The sequence below is a fragment of the Kocuria sp. PD6 genome (genome assembly GCF_031844145.1).
In the GTDB taxonomy this organism is placed as follows: domain Bacteria; phylum Actinomycetota; class Actinomycetes; order Actinomycetales; family Micrococcaceae; genus Kocuria; species Kocuria marina.
Genome location: NZ_JAUZUS010000004.1, coordinates 243495 through 263011, shown reverse-complemented (window position 1 = coordinate 263011; position 19517 = coordinate 243495). Strand labels below are relative to the sequence as shown.

21 protein-coding genes are annotated in these 19517 nt (G+C 70.0%); 5 read left to right on the top strand and 16 right to left on the bottom strand.

The annotated features are described in order from the left end of the window. Positions 1-225 precede the first annotated feature (225 nt). The 5 genes from Q9R22_RS05660 to Q9R22_RS05640 all read left to right on the top strand — a co-directional run bounded on the left by Q9R22_RS05660 (position 226) and on the right by Q9R22_RS05640 (position 5372). The gene (locus tag Q9R22_RS05660; RefSeq protein ID WP_064846116.1) at positions 226-1461 is read left to right on the top strand and encodes a CdaR family transcriptional regulator; all 1236 of its coding nucleotides are present in this window, start codon (positions 226-228) and stop codon (positions 1459-1461) included. 91 nt (positions 1462-1552) lie between these two features. Then, positions 1553-2464, top strand: coding sequence for an ACP S-malonyltransferase (locus Q9R22_RS05655; protein ID WP_131332734.1), 912 nt, complete (start codon positions 1553-1555; stop codon positions 2462-2464). 60 nt (positions 2465-2524) lie between these two features. Continuing rightward, positions 2525-3592 (top strand): beta-ketoacyl-ACP synthase III, encoded by a 1068-nt coding sequence (locus Q9R22_RS05650; protein WP_064846118.1) that lies wholly within the window; start codon positions 2525-2527, stop codon positions 3590-3592. Between the two features lie 148 nt (positions 3593-3740). Then, a complete protein-coding gene (locus Q9R22_RS05645) occupies positions 3741-3986 on the top strand; it encodes an acyl carrier protein (RefSeq protein WP_035964527.1) in 246 nt (81 codons plus the stop codon). A 123-nt stretch (positions 3987-4109) separates the two neighbouring features. Then, positions 4110-5372, top strand: coding sequence for a beta-ketoacyl synthase (locus Q9R22_RS05640; RefSeq protein ID WP_064846119.1), 1263 nt, complete (start codon positions 4110-4112; stop codon positions 5370-5372). Between the two features lie 244 nt (positions 5373-5616). Here Q9R22_RS05640 and Q9R22_RS05635 read toward each other — a convergent pair whose 3' ends face one another. The 16 genes from Q9R22_RS05635 to Q9R22_RS05560 all read right to left on the bottom strand — a co-directional run bounded on the left by Q9R22_RS05635 (position 5617) and on the right by Q9R22_RS05560 (position 19515). Continuing rightward, entirely contained in the window at positions 5617-6120 is a 504-nt protein-coding gene (locus tag Q9R22_RS05635) for a DUF3145 domain-containing protein (protein WP_085106278.1), read from the bottom strand. 217 nt (positions 6121-6337) lie between these two features. After that, positions 6338-7360, bottom strand: a complete 1023-nt coding sequence (locus Q9R22_RS05630; RefSeq protein WP_131332732.1) for a tyrosine-type recombinase/integrase — start codon at positions 7358-7360, stop codon at positions 6338-6340. Then, the gene (gene dprA / locus Q9R22_RS05625) at positions 7320-8678 is read right to left on the bottom strand and encodes a DNA-processing protein DprA (protein ID WP_242670658.1); all 1359 of its coding nucleotides are present in this window, start codon (positions 8676-8678) and stop codon (positions 7320-7322) included. Before dprA ends, Q9R22_RS05630 begins: the two co-directional genes overlap by 41 nt. 17 nt (positions 8679-8695) lie before the next feature. After that, positions 8696-10267 (bottom strand): YifB family Mg chelatase-like AAA ATPase, encoded by a 1572-nt coding sequence (locus tag Q9R22_RS05620; RefSeq protein ID WP_131333908.1) that lies wholly within the window; start codon positions 10265-10267, stop codon positions 8696-8698. Positions 10268-10563: 296 nt separating this feature from the next. After that, the gene (locus Q9R22_RS05615; RefSeq protein ID WP_131332730.1) at positions 10564-11886 is read right to left on the bottom strand and encodes a hypothetical protein; all 1323 of its coding nucleotides are present in this window, start codon (positions 11884-11886) and stop codon (positions 10564-10566) included. A gap of 155 nt (positions 11887-12041) precedes the next feature. After that, positions 12042-12506 carry a YraN family protein gene (locus Q9R22_RS05610; protein ID WP_131332729.1) on the bottom strand — a complete coding sequence of 155 codons (465 nt, stop codon included), beginning with the start codon at positions 12504-12506 and terminating at the stop codon, positions 12042-12044. Positions 12507-12646: 140 nt separating this feature from the next. Then, positions 12647-13348, bottom strand: coding sequence for a ribonuclease HII (locus tag Q9R22_RS05605; protein ID WP_242670657.1), 702 nt, complete (start codon positions 13346-13348; stop codon positions 12647-12649). Then, complete coding sequence (lepB, locus tag Q9R22_RS05600; protein WP_098056040.1) at positions 13345-14160, bottom strand: signal peptidase I; 816 nt, start codon at positions 14158-14160, stop codon at positions 13345-13347. The genes Q9R22_RS05605 and lepB (Q9R22_RS05600) overlap by 4 nt, the downstream gene beginning before the upstream one ends. Before the next feature lie 132 nt (positions 14161-14292). Continuing rightward, positions 14293-14982, bottom strand: a complete 690-nt coding sequence (gene lepB, locus Q9R22_RS05595; RefSeq protein WP_131332727.1) for a signal peptidase I — start codon at positions 14980-14982, stop codon at positions 14293-14295. Positions 14983-14992: 10 nt separating this feature from the next. Further along, positions 14993-15355: a 50S ribosomal protein L19 gene (gene rplS / locus Q9R22_RS05590; protein ID WP_098056045.1), complete on the bottom strand. Its 363-nt coding sequence runs from the start codon at positions 15353-15355 to the stop codon at positions 14993-14995. A 177-nt stretch (positions 15356-15532) separates the two neighbouring features. Beyond that, positions 15533-16483, bottom strand: coding sequence for a tRNA (guanosine(37)-N1)-methyltransferase TrmD (trmD, locus tag Q9R22_RS05585; RefSeq protein WP_131332726.1), 951 nt, complete (start codon positions 16481-16483; stop codon positions 15533-15535). Between the two features lie 3 nt (positions 16484-16486). After that, entirely contained in the window at positions 16487-17062 is a 576-nt protein-coding gene (rimM, locus tag Q9R22_RS05580) for a ribosome maturation factor RimM (protein WP_131332725.1), read from the bottom strand. Positions 17063-17186: 124 nt separating this feature from the next. Continuing rightward, positions 17187-17429 carry an RNA-binding protein gene (locus tag Q9R22_RS05575; RefSeq protein WP_035964545.1) on the bottom strand — a complete coding sequence of 81 codons (243 nt, stop codon included), beginning with the start codon at positions 17427-17429 and terminating at the stop codon, positions 17187-17189. A 2-nt stretch (positions 17430-17431) separates the two neighbouring features. Next, positions 17432-17860: a 30S ribosomal protein S16 gene (gene rpsP / locus Q9R22_RS05570; RefSeq protein WP_064846130.1), complete on the bottom strand. Its 429-nt coding sequence runs from the start codon at positions 17858-17860 to the stop codon at positions 17432-17434. A gap of 177 nt (positions 17861-18037) precedes the next feature. Then, positions 18038-19024, bottom strand: a complete 987-nt coding sequence (locus tag Q9R22_RS05565; protein WP_131332724.1) for a hypothetical protein — start codon at positions 19022-19024, stop codon at positions 18038-18040. After that, complete coding sequence (locus Q9R22_RS05560) at positions 19021-19515, bottom strand: NUDIX hydrolase (RefSeq protein ID WP_131332723.1); 495 nt, start codon at positions 19513-19515, stop codon at positions 19021-19023. Before Q9R22_RS05560 ends, Q9R22_RS05565 begins: the two co-directional genes overlap by 4 nt. Positions 19516-19517 lie beyond the last annotated feature (2 nt).

Genomic DNA, 19517 nt, shown 5'->3' with positions numbered 1-19517 from the left:
GCACCACCCACCCCACGCACGAACGGCACGGTACGGGGGCGCCGTCGTACCATGCAAACGCGTTAAACCTCGAAGACCGAACCCGCGGCGGGCTCGCCCTGACCCGTATTCGCGGACGCGCGCACCCCGCCTGCAACTCGACGCGGGGCACCCGCCCCGGCGTGCGGCGTCGTCGTCCGGGGACATTCCCCCGGACGGGCGAACGGCATGGACTACCCTCGACTCATGCCCTCCGACACCTCCGGCTCCGCCGCCCGCAAAGCACGCTCCACGCGCCGGGTGACCTGGCCGCTCCGCAGTCGGCAACAGGGCACACCGCACCCCAAGACGCTGGACAACCTCACGGCCAATCTAGGGCAGGTCTCGACCGTGGCAGTGCAGCGGTTAAGCACGTCCCTGCCGTGGTTCTCCCAGCTGCGCGCGGACGAACGCTCGGAACTCGGGCTGCTCGCCCAGCGCGGTATCGCGTCCTTCGTGCGGTGGTACGAGAACCCGCAGGAACCCGTGTGGGTGCTGACGGAGATCTTCAAGCAGGCCCCTACGGAACTGACCCGCTCCATCACGCTGCAGAACGCACTGCAGGTGCTGCGCATCGTCGTGGACGTGGTCGAGGAGAAGGTCCCCGAGCTCGCCCAGCACAACGACGAGGTGGCGCTGCGCGAGGCCGTGCTGCGCTTCTCGCGCGAGGTCGCCTTCGCCGCCGCGGACGTCTATGCCAAGGCCGCCGAGAACCGAGGCTCGTGGGATGCGAGGCTGGAATCGCTCGTGGTGGACGGGATCCTGCGCGGCGACCACTCCGACTCCATGCGCTCCAGGGTCTCCGCGCTCGGCTGGACCGACCAGGGGGACGTCACGGTCATGGTGGGCCCCGCGCCCGCCACCACCGGACCCGCCGGTGTGGAACGCATCCGGCGCGCGGCCGGCCGCCATGCCACGGAATGCCTCGTGGCCATCCAGACCGACCGGCTCGTACTCGTGCTCGGCGGGCTCCGAGACCGCATGCGTTCCCTGACCAAGCTCGCGGCGGTGTTCGGTGAGGGGCCGGTGGTCCACGGGCCCGCGGTGTCCTCCGTGTTCGAGGTCAAGGAATCGGCGGATCGCGCCCAGGCCGGATTGCGCGCCGCCGCGGCCTGGCCCCAGGCACCACATCCCGTCTACTCCGAGGACCTGTGGCCCGAACGCGCCATCAGCGGGGACCCGCTCGCGCTGCGCTCCATGGTGGAGGCCGTGTGGGAACCGCTCTCGGCGTCCTCCACCGGACTCGTGGACACCCTCACCACCTACCTGTGCGTGGGGCACTCGCTCGAGGCCACCGCGCGCGAGCTGTTCGTCCACGCCAACACCGTGCGCTACCGGTTGCGCCGCGTCAGCGACATCACCGGGTGGGACCCCCTGCTGCCGCGGGACGCGTTCGTGCTGCACTGCGCCGTGCTCGCGGGCCGGCTGAACAGTCAGCCATGACATGGTCTTGTAGACCTCCCACAAAGCTCGTCCCCCAGGTTGGTGACACCGACCAGTCCGTGGCGCGGTCCACTCTTGGTGGAATGAACGGGTGATTGCAGTTGTCTGCCCCGGTCAGGGGTCCCAGAAGCCAGGTTTCCTTTCAGAGTGGTTGTCCGTTCCCGGAGTGTCCGACCACCTGAGCGAGCTGTCCGACGCCGCCGGGCTGGATCTCACGCACTACGGCACCCAGGCGGACGAGGAGACAATCAAGGACACCGCGGTGGCCCAGCCCCTCATCGTGGCCGCGGGTCTCGTGGCCGGGCGACTGCTCGCGCCGAGCTTGGAGGACCGCTCCGACGTCGTCTTCGCGGGGCACTCCGTCGGTGAGATCACCGCCGCCGCGCTGTCCGGCGTGCTGAGCGAGGCGGACGCCATGCGGTTCGTGCGCGTGCGCGCCACGGAAATGGCCCGCGCAGCCGCCGTCTCCCCCACGGGGATGGCCGCGGTGCTGGGCGGTAAGCCAGACGACGTCGCTCAGGCCATCGCCGCCGTCGGCGCCACCGCCGCGAACGCGAACGGCGGTGGCCAGGTGGTCGCCGCCGGGACGATCGAGCAGCTCGACGCCCTCGCGGAGAACCCTCCGGCGCGGGCAAAGGTCATCAAGCTCAAGGTCGCCGGCGCGTTCCACACCGAGCACATGGCGCCCGCGCTGGAGCCGCTGCGTGAGCTCGTGCCGCAGCTGTCCCCGAACGATCCGGAGCACCACCTGCTGAGCAACTTCGACGGTGCCCGGGTCGACGGCGGTGCAGCGGCCGTGGACTCGCTCGTGGAGCAGGTCTGCCGCCCGGTGCGGTGGGACGCGTGCATGGAGACCCTGGCCGAACTGCAGGTCGAGCACATCGTGGAACTGCCGCCGGCCGGGACCCTCGTGGGTCTGGCCAAGCGCGGGCTCAAGGGCGTGCCCGCAACCGCGGTCAACACACCGGAGGACCTGGAGACGGTGCGGAGTATTCTGAGCTGACAAGTGTGCGCACGCACCCGGACAACTCGTGAACTGCACCAGGTAAGGAGTCGGCCTCCCGTGGCGACCATCAAACAGAACACCCCCAACGCCCACACACGCATCCTGGGTATCGGCGCCTACCGCCCGTCCGAGATCGTGACCAATGACGACGTCTGTCAGTGGATCGAATCCTCCGACGAGTGGATCGTCAAGCGCACGGGCATCCACACCCGCCACCGTGCCCCGGCGGACGTCACCGTCCTGGAGATGGCCGAGCACTCGGCCCGCGAGGCACTCGAGAGCGCCGGTCTCACGGGTGAGCAGCTGGACACCATCATCGTGTCCACCGTGTCCTTCCCGTACCTCACCCCGTCCCTCGCCGCCCAGCTCGCGGACCGCCTGGGGGCCACACCTGCGGCGGCCTACGACATCTCCGCGGCGTGCGCGGGCTACTGCTACGGCATCGCCCAGGCGGACGCGCTCGTGCGCTCCGGGGATTCCACCAACGTGCTGGTCATCGGCGTGGAAAAGCTCTCCGACGTCATCGACAACACCGAGCGTTCCATCTCCTTCCTGCTCGGCGACGGCGCCGGCGCCGTGGTCATCGGCCCGTCCGACGTCCCGGGAATCGGCCCGTCCGTGTGGGGTTCGGACGGATCCAAATGGGACGCGATCCGTATGACCCACCCGCTCACCGACATCCGCACGGTCGAGAAGGGTGGCGAGCGGACCTTCGCCAAGGACCTCGCGGACCCAGAGACCGGTGAGATGCGCCCGGACGCCACCATGTGGCCCACCCTGCGCCAGGACGGACCCACGGTCTTCCGGTGGGCCTCGTGGGAGGGAGCCCGCGTGGCCAAGGAAGCCCTCGAGGCCTCCGGGCTCGAGCCCGAGGACCTCGCGGCATTCGTGCCCCATCAGGCGAACATGCGCATCATCGATCAGATGGCCAAGGTGCTCAAGCTGCCCGACTCCGTGATCATCGCCCGGGACATCGCAGAGGCTGGTAACACCTCCGCCGCGTCCATCCCGCTGGCCACCCACCGCTTGCTCGCGGAGCACCCGGAACTGTCCGGGAAGCCCTCCCTGCAGATCGGTTTCGGGGCGGGTCTCGTGTACGGCGCCCAAGTGGTGCTGCTGCCCTGATCCCACCCGTGGCGTACCGTAGGGTTAGACCGCACACCTCTTGTCCACGGGCCGTTCGAGCACTCGGGCGGTCCGCACGGTAGTTCTCCCGAACCCCGTGCTCACCCAGTAAGGTCGCGCACCGCGACTATAAGGAAAGGAAGCCGATATGGCGAGCAAAGACGAAATCCTGGCCGGCCTGGCAGAAATCGTGAACGAAGAGACCGGCCTCGAGACCGACGCCGTGCAGCTCGACAAGTCCTTCACCGAGGATCTGGACATCGACTCCATCTCCATGATGACCATCGTGGTCAACGCCGAGGAGAAGTTCGACGTCACCATCCCGGACGAAGAGGTCAAGAACCTGAAGACCGTCGAGGACGCCGTCAACTTCATCGACAACGCCCAGGACTGATCCCCGGGTGTCAGGTGGCGTGCCCTCCAGCGTGAGCGGGGCACGTCACCTCACGTCACACCAGGCGGCCGACCGAGCAAGCCCTGGAACATCTGCGACCCCGGACCCGAGGAAGTGCACAACATGTCCCGCAAAGTAGTCGTCACCGGCCTGGGTGCCATCACTCCCATCGGTGAGAACGTCCAGGAGACCTGGCAGAACGCCCTCAAGGGTGTCTCCGGTGTCCACGCTCTGGAACAGGAGTGGGTGGAGAAGTACGACCTCCCTGTGCGCATCGGCGCCACCTCCCCCAAGCCGTCTGAGGATGCCGTGTCCCGGGTGCAGGCCAAGCGTCTGGACCCCTCCGGTCAGCTGTCCGTGGCAGCGGCTCGTGAGGCGTGGACGGACGCCGGTTTCTCCGGCGCCGACGCCGACTCGAGCGACGAATTGGACCCCACCCGCGTGGGCGTGGCGTTCGGTACCGGTATCGGCGGCGTGTGGACCCTCCTGGATGCGTGGGACACCCTGCTCGCCAAAGGGCCCCGCCGCGTCAAGCCCATGACCGTGCCCATGCTCATGCCCAACGGCAATGCGTCCTCGGTGAGCATGGAGTTCAAGGCCCGCGCGTGCGCGATCACCCCGGTCTCCGCGTGTGCATCCGGCACCGAGGCGTTCTTCCAGGGTCTGAATCTGATCCGCTCGGGCAAGGCGGACGTGGTGATCGTGGGCGGCGCCGAGAGTGCGATCCACCCCATGACCATTGCCGCGTTCAACTCCATGCAGGCCCTGTCCCGGCGCAACGACGATCCGCAGCGCGCCTCCCGCCCGTTCGACGTGGACCGCGACGGGTTCGTCATGGGTGAGGGTGCCGGTGCCGTGGTGCTCGAGTCCGAGGAGCACGCGAAGGCCCGCGGCGCGCGGATCTACGCCGAACTGGCGGGTGCGGGTCTCAGTGCCGACGCCCACCACATCACCGCGCCCGCCACCGGGGATGAGGGCGGACCCGCCCGCGCGCTGCGTGAGGCCATGGAGTCCGGGGACATCGCCCCCTCGGACATCAAGCACGTCAACGCGCACGCGACCTCTACCCCCGTGGGCGACATCCCCGAGGCCGGCGCACTGCGCTGCGCATTCGGGTCCGCCGTGGACGACATGGCCGTGTCCGCGACCAAATCCATGATGGGTCACCTGCTCGGTGGTTCCGGAGCCGTGGAGGGTGTGCTCACCGTCCTGGCCCTATCCGAGCGCAAGGCCCCGTGCACCATCAACCTGGAGAACCAGGACCCCCGGATCGATCTGGACGTGGTGACCACCGCCCGGAATCTCCCCGGTGGGGACATGGTCGCGATCTCCAACTCGTTCGGTTTCGGCGGGCACAACTCGGTGGCGGCGTTCCGCTCCCTGTAGCGGGCGCCCACCCCAGCGACGAACCCCGGTGGCCCACCCTGTGGAGGTGGGACACGGGGGTTCGTTCGTGCTCCGCAACGGATTCGGAGCGAGAGTTCTGAGGTCGGAAACTTGTAGGTACGGGTGGCACCCAACGGGGCTCCCCGGGTAGATCACCCACCACGTCACGCCGCATCGGTAACGCCTTTCCGGAGCGAGCCGCGTCATCCGGCGGGTCTACCGGCGGGCGGCTATCTGGCGGGGGTCATCCGACGCGATGCAGCCACCGCACGGGTGCGCCCTCGGCGGCGTGACGGAACGGTTCCAGCTCCTCGTCCCAAGCCTCCCCCAGTGCCAGGGAGAGCTCCGCGACCACGGCGGAGGGGTCCCCACCGGAGGCCTCGAACGCGAACCGGATCCGGTCCTCGCTCACGCAGATGTTCCCGGCGACGTCTGTGGTCGCGTGGAAAATCCCCAGATCCGGCGTGAAGGACCACCGGGAGCCGTCGTTACCGCGGCTCGCGTTCTCGGTCACCTCGAACCTCACCCGCCCCAGGGTCCGGAGCGCGGAGGCGAGCAGCGCCCCCGTGCCTGCGCGGCCGGACCACTCGAGTTCGGTGCGCACGCAACCGGGCTCGGCGTTCTGCGGTGTCCACTGTAGATCCGTGCGCTGTCGCGAGACGGATTCCAGAGCCCACTGGATGTGAGGGCACAGCGCCTGCGGCGCGGAGTGCACGTACAGCACACCCCGCGTGGTAGGTGAAGACATAGCCTGTTCCTCCGTTGTGTAGGTACGTCTTCCCCAACGTCCTGCTCGGAGGCCCCGGCCTATGTGTTTCGGCGCCCGTATGAAGTTGTCTGGTCGGTGTTCGGCGACCTGATGTACACACCCTCGCGGATTCGAGGCCGCGGGGGTGGCTCATTCCGTTTCATTGTCCAGCAGGGCTACTCACCGGTCAACCCGAATCACTGCTCGCGCTGAAATGTCAAGCTCGCGGATGCGCTTGGGAGTAGGCACGTTTGAGCCGCTCCACGGACACATGGGTGTAGATCTGGGTGGTGGCCACGCTCGCGTGCCCCAGCACTTCCTGCACGGTGCGCAGGTCCGCTCCCCCATCCAGCAAGTGGGTCGCAGCGCTGTGCCGCAGGCTGTGCGGCCCACGGGCGGTGGTGTTCGGAATGGTCTCCAACGCACGGGCCACGACCCTGCGGGCCACCCGGGCGTCGATCCGGGCACCGCGGGCCCCGACGAAGACGGCGTCACCCGCGTCGGGTGCCGCGAGCTCCGCGCGCCGATGTCCCCACAGGGCCAGCGCCTCCCCCGCGCTCTCCCCGTACGGGACCCGGCGTTGTTTGTTGCCCTTGCCCGTGACCGTGAGGACGTGGTTCACGGCGTCCACGTGGAACCCGTCGAGGGACACGAGCTCGCTGATCCGAGCGCCCGTGGCGTAGAGCAGTTCGAGCAGTGCCCAGTCGCGCGCCGCGAGCGCTGCCGCGTGAGCGTCGTCGTGCTCACCGAGGGCGACGTCCCCGAGGTCGTCGAGCATGTCGTTGAGTGCCGTGGCGCCCACGATGTCCGGGAGGTGCTTGGCAGGGCGCGGCCCGCGCAACCCCGCGGCCGGGTCGTGACGCAGCCCCTGGGTGTCCACGGCCCAGCGGAAGAACGTGTGCACGGCCGCGATCCCCCGGGACAGGGAACTGCGGGCGAGTCCTCGGTGGTGGCGCTGGGCGAGCCAGCCGCGCAGGGTGTCCCGGTCCAGCAGGTCCATGGCGTCGATCCCGTGGTCCCGCATCCAGTGCGAGAGGTCCGAGACGTCGTTGACGTAGGAGCGCACGGTGTGGTCGCTGCGGGACCGCTCGAGGCTCAGGTACGCCCGGAACTGCGGGAGGTAGGCCTCGAGCGGCCCGGGCGGGGTATCCTTCGCCCCTGCTGCCGGTGTCCCCTGCGCGCCCGACGACGCCGCGTGCTCAGGCTCCCGTTCGACCGTCCAGTCTTTTACTGCGCCCATGCGGCGAGCCTACCCGCCGCCATCCGAGCAGCGAGTCCGCGGCCAGTCCTGCGTCACGGAGCCTTACGAGACCCGTGAGCACCTCCCCCGGGCTCAACCCGGACACCGCGCACAGGCGGGACGGGTCCGCGTCGGTGCGCAGGGGCAGCGCGTCGAACAAGCGCAACAACGTGGGATCCAGGCCGTCCTCGGGGCGCTCGTCACGGGTACTCGCCGCCCGGTGTGCATCCTGGGCCACCGCATTGCCCAGGGGCTCCACGAGTTCCAGGAGCTCGGCGGCATTGCTCACGAGCACCGCGTGATCGTCGCGGATGAGGCGATGGCAGCCCGCCGATCCTCCCACGAGCACGTCCCCCGGGACCGCGGCGACCTCCCGCGAGAGCCCCGCTGCGTGGCGTGCGGTGTTGAGCGATCCGGAACGCCACGCCGCCTCCGTGACCACCGTGGCTCGCGTGAGGGCCGCGATGATGCGGTTGCGCTGCAGGAACCGGTAGCGCGCGGGAGCACAGCCCAGGGGGACCTCACTCAGCACCACTGAACGCTGCGTGATGTGATGCAGCAGGTCCGCGTTGCCCGCCGGGTAGAACCGATCCACACCGCACGCCAGAACGGCGATCGTGGCCCCGTCCCCGGTGCCTGCCTCAAGGGCGGCCGTGTGCGCCACGGCGTCGATCCCGTACGCGCCGCCCGAGACCACACACCAATGGGCAGCGGCCAGTTCATGGGCCATCTGACGGGTCACTGCGGCCCCGTAACCGCTCGCGTTGCGCGCGCCCACCACGGCCACGCTGCGATCCAGCCGGGACAGCGCATCACGATGACCCCGGCCCCACAGGACCACCGGGCGCTGCAGGCCCAGGTCGTCGAGCTGCGCGGGCCACTCCGGATCCTCCGGGATGAGTGTCCACGCACCGATCTGTTCGGCGTGCCGGGCATCCACGCGGGGCTCCGGGACGGGCAGCCGCGAGCGCCAGGCCGCGAACCGTTTGAGGAGATTCGGGACCGACGAGTCCGGGGCCAGCTCCTCGGTGGCCTTGCGATAAACGGAACACAGAGCGGGACTGGGGGCCTGCAATTCCACGATGCTGCGCCACAACAGTTCAGGGCCTAGGGCTGCCAGCAGGATCAAGCCCGCGGTGTCGCCGGGTTCGATGATGCGCGATAAGCGCACGCGGCACGCCCGGACGACGTGGTATGGATCGCCAGGGGTGCCGACCGCGGCAGTGTCCCCCGCGGTTGCCCCTGGATCCGTCATGTTGCCGCGGCGGTCCGACCCGGCGGGGTGGTGCTCTGTCGAGCTGCCGTAGCTTTCAGACACGGCGGGGTGGTGTTCCGTCATGTCGTCACCGTCGTCTTGAAGTAGAGGGCCAGCTGCACGTGCTCGGGGCTGGGAACCGTGGCCCCGGCCAGATCCGCCAGGGTCCAGGCAACACGCAACACCTTCACGAATCCACGGGCCGTCAGGGTCTTGTTGTCCATGGCGGCCTTGAGCGGTAGCACGGATCGAGTGCCCGGTGACAGGGTGCGATGCAACAGTGAACCGGGAACCGCGCTGTTCAGTCGGCACCCCCAGCGGCGCAGCCGCTCCTCCTGGGCGGCCCGGGCGGTCGCAACCCGCTCTGCGACGGCTGCGCTGTCCTCGGGGGTCCGGCCGTGGCCCCCGCTGAGCTCGTGGTAGGTCACGGCGGGGACCCGCAATTGCAGATCCACACGGTCGAGCAGGGGCCCGGACAGTTTGCCGAAATACCTGCGGCGCTGCACCGCCGTGCATGTGCATGCCTGGTCCGTGCCGCCCGCGTTGCCACACGCACACGGATTCGCCGCCAGGACCAATTGGAAATGCGCGGGATAGTGGGCCACGGATTGTGCCCGGGCGATCGTGACCGTTCCCGATTCGAGCGGTTGCCGCAGGGCGTCCAGCACCCGGCGGTCGAACTCAGGGGCCTCGTCCAGGAACAATACGCCCCGATGCGCCAGGGAAATGGCCCCGGGCCGTGGCATCCCGCTGCCTCCGCCACACAGCGCGGGCATGGTGATGCTGTGGTGTGGGGCCTGGAACGGGGGCCGCCGTATGAGGGACGAACACACGTCGTCGCCTCGCAGCGAATGCACGGACGTGACCTCCAGGGAGTCATCGTCCGCGAGGTCCGGCAGGATCCCCGGCAACCGTTCCGCGAGCATCGTCTTGCCCGCCCCCGGTGGACCCACCATCAGGAGATGATGTCCACCGGCGGCGGCGATCTCCAGCGCTTGACGCCCTTCGACCTGCCCCACCACGTCCCGCAGGTCTGGCACGGCCGTTCCGTCCGGCTCCTGCGGGTTCCCGCCGTCCGGCGCGCTCTCGGCCCGTGACGACGTCGCACGGGCCAGCAACGTAGGATCCGCTCCGTGGGCGACGAGCAGCTGCGACAGGTGGGCGGCGGAACTCACGTCCGCGCCGGCCACCAGCTCGGCCTCCGCCCGATTGGCTTCGGCGACGACCACTCGGGGATACCCCGCCCGCACCGCTGCCAACACGGCGGGCAGGACACCGCGCACCGGACGCAGGGAACCGTCCAGACCGAGCTCGGCGTAGAACACCGTGTCCGGCGGCACCCGCACCACTCCCTGGGCGCTGAGCACCGCCATCACGACCGCGACGTCGAAGTGCGACCCCCGCTTGGGGAGCGTGGCCGGGGAGAGGTTCACCGTGATCTTGCGCGGTGCGAGGGCGGCCCCGGCATGGCGCGCGGCCGAACGAATCCGTTCCTTGGACTCGTTCACCGCTTGATCGGGCAGGCCGATGATCGTGAACGCCGGCAGTGACTGGCCGATGTCCGCCTCAACCCCCACCACGTGCCCCGCCAACCCGACCAGCGCCACACTGCGGCTGCGCGCGAACCCGTTCACGAGCCACGTCCGGACCATGGGCTGGCGCTGCACGTCACCGAATCTCGAATCATGGGTCCAGCGTTCCCGCCCGGGCCGCCGGGCCCTAGCACAGCCCAGCAGTGTGCAGCCCAGATGCCGCGGCCCGAATGCGGACATGAACTGACCAGACGGGCGAGGCACGACCCGAGAGACCCGGTGGAACACGATCACCCGCGGAGGCCCCTAACAGCGCCGGCACGGCGGACCCGTGACCCGGCCGGGCGCAGCAGACTACTTCGCGAGGCGCCCCTGAACAGAACCGTGTACCGGGGCGAATCCCAACGAACGGCCCACTAGAGAGCAGCGGGCGCGGGGTCCTCCAGGGGCACGGGGACGGCAATTGCCGGCTCCGTGTCCTCGACGGGCAGCACGTCGGTGGGAACCGACACCGGCACCACGGAGACGGCGCTGTCGGAAAGCTCCGTGACCGGGGCTCCGGCCAGGTTCATGGGACCGAGCTGTAGGTCCTGCGACTCCGCCGGGGCTGCGGGCTCCAGGGATCCCGGGCCCGGAACCCCCGGATCCGGGTCCACGGGGTCCGGGATCACCGGTGCTGGCACCGTGGGCACCGTGGGCACCGAGACGATGGGATCGGTCACCGCCGGGTGGGGCGAGACGGAGGTGTCGGGCGCGGGTACCGGCGGGATCGGGATCGTGGGCGCCGGGCTCGGAGGCACGGGACCGCCCGGATCGGGATTCACCGGCGGGATCCCTCCCGGATCCGGGAGAACGGGCGCTCCGGGGTCCGGAACCGCGGGCGCACCCGGATCCCCGGGCACCTCAGGGGTGTCCGCGGTGGGCGGTGCCGAGGGTTCGGGGACGTCCGGAGCGGGGACACCGGGAGCAGCCGATTCCGCGGGGGCATCGGGGCTCGCACTCTCCCTGGCGCCGTCCGATCCATTCCCGTTGCCCGATTGTCCGCCGCCCGCGGGCCCGTTGCCGCTCGGGGTGTCATCGGTGTCCTCGGGCTGGGCACGCACGGGGGTAACTTCCCGGTTACCGATGGAGGGGATCAGCTCGAGGCTCTCGAAGCTCTCCGGAACACGGGAGATGTCCCCCACGAGGATGTTCGTACCGCGCTCGCCCACGGCGATGTCCCCCGCGGCGGTCCGGTCCGCCTCCTCGATGCGATTCTTGAGGTGCCGGGCCTCGTGCTCGGTCAGTGGCGACCCGTCATGGGCGCGGTACTGGTCCCCGGACGTCCGGGGCCGCCACCGGTCCAGGGCCCGTGAGACGTTCTCCAGTTGGTAGGACCCGCCGTCGGAGGCCTTGAGGATCATGCGACTCACCGACACGGGGGAATCTCCCCGTTCGTTGTCGATCTCTACGATGGCGTACGTCGCGCGTTTGACGCGGGCATCCTTGCGCAGCTCGTCGAGTTCAGGATCGGGGATCTCCCGCGCGGGGAGCGTGATGCGCACGGACGCCCCGTTGGGGAGGTTCGCCCGGAAGATCCCGGCATGCAGACCCCGGTCACCCGCGGCTGAGGTGGCACACGCGGAGGCGTCGGATCCGGCGGGCGGCTCCTCGTTCGCACACGAGGCGAGCATCAGCGAGGCGGCCGCGGCCAATGCCGTGGCCGACAACACGTGAGGAAGCCACGCCGGACTCTTCATGCGTCCCCCGATCGCCCAGCCTTTGTACTCATCCCACAAAATACCGTGGCACGGGGAGGGAGAAATTCATAATGCTCTCGGTGACGACCCGGAGTGTGACTCCCCGGTGGAGGTCGGCGGCGAACGGACCCCGTGGCACGGATCGCGCGGATGCCTCACAACCAGCCGAGGGAGCCCATGTGTTCCACGCGCGGGGTACCGCCGCGGGGCCAGTGGACCGCCACGACGTCCACGCCGGGGATCGCGACAGCCCTGTGTTCCCTGGCCCAGGCGCGCGCGAGGACGTGCAGTCGCCGCAGCTTCTCCCACCCCACGGCCTCCGCGGGATGTCCGAAGTCCCCGCCCGAGCGCGTCTTGACCTCGAACACGGTCACGGTTCCCTGTCGCTCGGCGACGACGTCCAGCTCACCGCGGGGTGCCCCGGGCCCAACGGCGGGGCGCCAGTTCCGGTCCAGGATCCGCCAGCCCGAACGCTGCAACAGGTCCGCGATCAGTTCCTCCCCCGCCCTCCCCACGCTCACATGGGCCGCGACCTGGGCGTCGGGCGGGGCGGTGTCGGGCGGAGCGGCGCCCGGGCGACCGGAATTGCGTGGCACATGGGCAGATGTGGAAGTCGTCATGGACCCACTGTGATGCGCGACGACACTCCTGGCCATGGCCGGGGCGCGCCTGTGCAGGGCGGATCCGCCCAGGACGCGCTATGGGCCCTCGAGTACCAGGCCCCCACCTCACCTGCGAAGGAAGGCGGGTGAGCAGCGGACTACCGCGCGCCCAGGTTCCAGCTGAGCCGGTGCTGCGGCGTGGTGCCGTGTTCGAGCAGCGCCGCGCGATGCACAGCACTGCCGTAGCCCTTGTTGGACTCCCACGCGTACGCGGGGAACTCGCGGCCGAGCGAGACCATGAGTTCGTCGCGCTCCACTTTCGCCAGGATCGACGCGGCCGCCACGCTGACACAGTGCGCATCGGCCCGGACGAATGTGCGCACGACCGGCGGCAACGCGGCGTCGTCGGCGTCCTGCCCCAGCACCGGGGGTGCGTCCAGCCAGTTGTGGGAACCGTCCAGGATCAAGGCATCGACGCGCGTGCCGTGTGCGGCCACGGTGGCCAGTGCCCGGAGCCCGGCCAAGCGCAGCGCGGCGGTGACACCGAACTGGTCGATCTCGCGCGGTTGCGCGTGCCCCACCGCGGTGCCCGCGGCCCATGCCGCGATCGTGCCCGCGAGGGCCGCACGCCGCGCTGGACTCAGGGCCTTGGAGTCACGCACGCCGTGCCACGGCGGCGGGTCAGACGGCGCTCCCCCGGCCATCCGTTCGAGGTCCAGGACCGCGAGGCCCACGCTCGCGGGACCCGCGAGGGCTCCCCGGCCCACCTCGTCCATTCCGGCCACGAAGCGGTGCCCGGCGCGCGCGAGTTCCGTTTCCAGTTCGAGCGTGGGCACGGTGCGCGGCGTCGCGGAGCTCACTGCCCGCCGGCCGCGGGGACGTCCTGGAACACCTCGGCGGGGTTGTGCAGGAACTGGAAGCGATCGAGCGGCCACGCGATCACGAACGCGGTGCCCACGACGTCGTCCTCGCTCACGAACCCGGTGCCGGTGGCGATGTGGTAGCGGGAATCGGCGGAGGCGTTGCGGTGGTCACCCAGCACGAACAGCTTGCCGTCGGGCACGGTGACGTCGAACGGGATGTCGGACGGCGCTGCCCCGGGGTACAAATAGGGCTCATCGAGCGCCTCGCCGTTGACCGTGACCCGCCCGGACGCGTCGCAGCACGTCACGTGGTCCCCGCCCACGCCGATCACGCGCTTGACCAGGGCCTGCTGGCTGCTGTCGGGGAACAGGCCCACGAACTCGAGCGCGCCGCGCACGGGGTTGGCCGCGGTCCGGGGCGCCTCGGGCAGCCAACCCTGGGTGTCCTCGAAGACCACGATGTCGCCGCGGTCGATGTTGCCCGTGCGGCCGTCCAGCACGTTGACGAAGATCCGGTCGTTGAGTTCCAGGGTCTGTTCCATGGACCCGGAGGGGATGAAGAAGCCGCGGATCAGGAAGGTCTTGACCAGGAACGCGATGAGGAGCGCGAGGGCCACCACGATCAGGATCTCCTTGACCGCGCCCCACCCGGTCGTGGGCTCCTTGGCGTCCCGGCGGCCGCGGCGCCGTGCGCCGGATTCGCTCGCCCGCGCGTCCCGGGGTGCCGCCGCGCCGCCGGGGTCGCGCTGGGGTGCGGGCTCACCCGGTCCGCGAACGCCCTCGACACCTGATCCATGCTGCTCAGCCACTACGCATTCCTCTTCTCGGGTCCCACGGACACGGTTGCGTGTTCGCGCGCGGGAGTTTGCTCGGCGACGTCGCTCGCGCCCGGGATGCCGCCCGCGCGGGGGTGCGCGGGGCGGGGCGAAGCACCGAGACCGTCACTCCCGCAGTGTACGGGCACGCTCCGGGGGCCACACGACACGCTCGGCGGTGCCCACGATGCGTTCGGTGCGGATCAGGCCGCCGCCCGGCGAGCCCAGCAGCGATCGGGAGTCCACGGACACGCTGCGGTGGTCACCCATGAGCCACACCCGCCCTTCGGGCACGTGCACCGTGAACGGGATCCGGGACGGCTCGTCCCCGGGGAAGACGTAGTCCTCGTGTTGTGGCCGGCCGTTGACGGTGACCAGTCCGTTCGCGGTGCAGCAGGACACTGTGTCCCCTGCGACCCCGATGACCCGCTTGACGTACGCGGTGTCTGAACCGGTGACGCCCAGCCAGCGGCCCAGGGTGTGGGCGACCTGCTGGTGCCACGGGTCCGTCGAGTGCAGCGGGTCCAGGGAACCGCGGCCGTCGAAGACCACCAGCTCGCCCCGAGCGACGTCGTTCCCCGAGACGAGTTTGTCCACCAGCACCCGGTCCCCGCCCTGGAGCGTGGGCTCCATGGAATCGGAACCGACCCAGTAGACGTCCGCCACGAAACCGCGCACGACCGAGGCCAGGACGAAGGCCGTGAGCAGGGCGATGGCCACGACCCACAACCACCACCGGCGCGTGGAAACGGGCCGTCTCACGGCGGAGGACCCGGCAGATGCCGGGCCCTCCGCGTGTTCCGTGTGCTGTGGCACCCGGTGAGTCTTACTTGCTCGATGCGCTCGTGTCGCGCTTCTCGCGGATGCGAGCAGCCTTACCGTGACGATCGCGCATGTAGTACAACTTGGCACGGCGCACGTCGCCGCGGCTCACGAGCTCGATCTTCTCGATGATCGGGGAGTGCACCGGGAAGGTACGCTCCACGCCCACACCGAAGCTGACCTTGCGCACGGTGAAGGTCTCGCGCACGCCGGAGCCCTGACGGCCCACGACGAAGCCCTTGAACACCTGAACACGGGAGCGGTTGCCTTCCACGATGTTCACGTGCACGTTGAGGGTGTCACCGGCACGGAAGTCCGGGACGTCGTTGCGCAGCGACTTGGCATCAAGCTGGTCAAGAATGTTCATGACATAACTCCTCGTGATCGCCGCAGGTCTCCCACGTGTGGTCCGCGTGTCACCCCGCGCGGGGTGGCATCGCTCCAGGATCCGGGACGGAACTTGGGATGGCCGTGCCGGGTGGTGCGTCGTTGGTCGCTCTCCCCCCTGCGGCAGGGGCGTGCCCGACGCACGCACAGCGCTCTATTATGCCATATCCGGCGTGCCTTCCGGGGCCGCGTGCCCGCCGTCACGGCGCCACGATCCACCCGTGACGTGGAAGCCGGTCTCGGCGAGCACCGCGAGGTCCGCCCTGTCCAGCTGTGCGGGGTCCAGGGCCAGGATCATGTCCGGGCGGCGCTGCGCGGTGCGCGAGAGTTGCTGGTCCCGCCGCCACCGTTCGATCCGCCCGTGGTGACCGGACAGCAGGATCTCGGGCACGGCCCGCTCCCGCCATACTGCGGGTTTCGTGTACACGGGGTACTCGAGCAGCCCGCCCGTGTGGGACTCCTCGGCCAGTGATTCCGGATTGCCGATCACGCCGGGGATCAACCGCGTCACGGCCTCGACCATGGCGAGCACGGCGACCTCTCCCCCGTTGAGCACGTAGTCGCCCAGACTCAGGGGGCGCACCCGCACCTCGGTCCGAGCGTTGTCGATGAAGCGCTCGTCGATCCCCTCGTAGCGCCCGCACGCGAAGATCAGGTGTTCCTCCGCTGCCAGTTCGTACGCGATCCGCTGCGTGAACACCTCCCCCGCCGGGGACGGGACCACGAGAACGGGTGCCGCGGAGTGTTTCCCGACGGTCAAGGACGACGTTGCGGCACCCGGCTCTGTGGTTTGCGCAGGGTCCGTCACGACAGCCGGTACCGCGGTCTTCGGGGCCTCCGGTGCGGTCCGAGCGGACGACGACGCCGCGGCGTCGCCCCCTGCGCGCACCACCGACTCGAGGGCGAGCGTCCATGGCTCGGGCTTCATGACCATGCCCGCACCCCCGCCGTAGGGGGTGTCGTCCACGGTGCGGTGCCGGTCGGTGGTGAAGTCGCGGGGATCGGTGACCGCGAGGTGGAGGACCCCGTCCGTGACGGCCTTACCGATCAGGGACAGGTTGAGGGGCTGCAGGTACTCGGGGAAGATGCTCAGCACGTCGATGCGCACGGTTCACTCCGCTTCCGCGAGCTCGAGCAGGCCCGGGGGTGGGCTCACCAGCACGACGCCCGCGTCCAGGTCCACCTCGGGGACGATTTCTTCCACGAACGGGATGAGCACGGGCCGCCCGCCGCCGTCCGGGGTGATCTCCAACAGGTCCTGGGCGACACCCTGGATCAGCGCCTTGACCGTCCCGATCCGGGCGTCGTCCCGTGTGATGTCCACCGCCGTGAGACCCAGCAGGTCGTCCTGGTGCCACTCGTCGTCGTCGAGCTCGAGGTCCGCGGCCTCCGCGAACAGTTCGAGACCCCGAGCGGCCTCCGCCGCGGTGCGGTCCTCGATCTCCTCGAAACGCGCCACCAGCACGTTCTTGTTCCACCGGGAACCGCTCACGGTCACGTGCTCGAGCTGCGGGGAGCCGGCCCCGGCCGGTGCATTGCCCTCTCCCCTGCTCCGCTCACGGGCGGGCTGCACCTCGAGCACGGAGCCCGGGGCGAACCGCGCCCGCGGGTCATCCGTGAACAACTCCACCGTGACTTCTCCCCGCACCCCGTGCGGTTTACCGATCCGGGCTACCCGAACGCTCATGGCATCTCCTCGTGGCGACTCGTGCTGTGTGGGGCCCGCACGCTACCGCGCGGGCAACGACCACGGCCCCCGCTCCTCGGTGCGAGGAACGGGGGCCGTGATACGTGTGTCTCGTGTGTTCGCGTCAGCGACGCCGGTCGGTGTCGACCACGTCCACGCGAACGTTCTCGCCGGAAGCCAGTGCCGAGACCACGGTGCGCAGGGCCTTGGCCGTGCGTCCCGATCGCCCGATCACGCGACCCAGATCGTCCGGGTGCACTCGCACCTCGAGCGTCTGACCGCGCCGGCCGTCGCGGGAGCGCACCGACACGTCGTCGGGGCTGTCCACGATGCCACGGACCAGGTGCTCGAGCGCTTCGGCGAGCATGCTCACTCTGCCTTCTCGGCGTCGTCCTCCGTGGCCGCGGTCTCCTCGGCGGGAGCTTCCTCGGCCTTGTCGGCCTTGGCGGTGATGGCCTCGGGGATGATCACGGAACCGTTGTCCGGGGCCACGAACTCGGCCTTGGCCTCGGGCTGCTTGAGGGTGCCCTCGGCGCCCGGCTCACCCTTGAACTTCTGCCAGTCACCGGTGATCTTCATGAGGGACAGCACGGCCTCGGAGGGCTGCGCACCCACACCGAGCCAGTACTGCACGCGATCCGACACCAGGTTGATGTACGAGGGGTGCTCGGTGGGCTGGTACACACCGACCTCTTCGATCACGCGACCGTCGCGCTTCTTGCGGGAATCCACGACGACCACGCGGTAACGAGGGTCACGCATCTTGCCCATACGCTTGAGACGAATCTTGACTGCCACTTGTGTGGTTACTCCTGTTTCGAATGGAATCGGACATCGCACACACCTGCCCGTGGGGCGGGCCGTGAGTGGATTTCCTGTGGACGCGACAGCACGCGCGGTGAGAGGGTCCGCACGGGTCGAGTACCCGACCATTGTGCCATACGTGTCAAACCGAGGGCGGTCGGGGCGAACGCGTCAGCGGCTCTTGCGTGCGCGCACCGAGGCCCACAGGGCGGCTTGGAGGGCGGCATCCGTGAACAGCGCCGCCGACGCCGAACCGAGCACGGCGGCACGGCGTCCCCCGCGGGCTGCGAGACCCGCGAGCCCTGCGCCGAGGGCGATCTCCGCTCCCCCGATCGCGAGCAGCAGTCCCGGCCTGCGCACGTAGGCCCGCTGGATCCGGGACAGCACGTCCCCGCCGCTGGGCTCCACGCTCGCGGCGGCCAGCATGGACAGACCCAGGGGCCGGGGCTCGAAGTCCGAGACACCGTCGACCTCGCGCAGCTCGCGCTGGGACTCCACGAGCTTCGCGGCCACGGTGGGTAGGCCGAGCAGCTGCAGGACGGATTCCAGTAGCAGCCCCGAGCTGGGCGTGCGCGCGTAGTTCTCGAGCCGGGCCGTGGCGGCGGCGTCCAGCTCGGTCAGGGACGCGATGAACTCCACCGTGGTCAGCATGCGAGCCTCGGCGGTGCCCGCGGCGGGCGACGACGCGGCGTCGTCCGCGCCCGCGGCGCTGGCGGTATCGGGGGCACCGCTGAAATCCAGAGCGCCGTTCGTGTCCTGCGCGTCACGCGCGGGCTGGGCCGTGGGCACCGGGCTCGCCTGCCCCCCGAGCGCTTCGAGGGCGAGGTCGGTCGCGGACTCCGCGGGGTCCCAGCGCAGCGTGGAATCGTCCGCGATCCGCGCGAACTGGGCACTCCACGACTCACGAGCGTTCAACGAGTTCACGGGTGGGTAGATCCGCAGGCTGCGGCTCTCCCCGTCCGAGGAGATCAGGACGGCCATCGCGTCAGGGTCCGCGGCCGCAGCGAGGGCCCCGGGGTCCAACTCGTCCGGGACCAGCACGACTGACCAGCCGTTGCGCGCGAGCGCCGTGAACCTGGTCCCCAGAGCGGTGGCGATGAACGGCAACTGCGGGGCGTCCGCGTGCACGATCAGCGCGGTGCGCGGCGCGGCACTCATGCGCGCCGACCGCCGTCCATGACGCGTTCGACCACGGTCCCGGAGTGCAAGGCCTCCAGAGCCGCGCGGATGTGCTGCGCCAGGCCGGAGCTCAGCACGGTCTCGAGCTCCTCGGGGGCCACCCACCGGTACGAGAGCAGTTCCTCCTCCTGCACCGTGATGGGGGTGTCGGAGGGGATTTGCCCGCCGTCGTAGAGGAAGGACACGGAGTCCCCCCACATGCCCATGCCCACGCCGTGGCTCACCGCGAGCAGCCGCCCGCCCTCGAGGTGCAGGCCGACCTCCTCCACCACTTCGCGGAAGCACCCGGTGCGGGGATCCTCCCCCGCCTCCACGGTGCCGCCGGGCAGGGTCCAGTCGTCCTTGTAATTGGGTTCGACCGTGAGCACGCGACCGCTCTCGTCCCGGATGATCGCGGCGGACGCGAGCCGCCGGGTGGGCAGCGACGCGATGAAGCTGCGCAGTTCGTCGTCGGGGAGGTATGAACCCATGA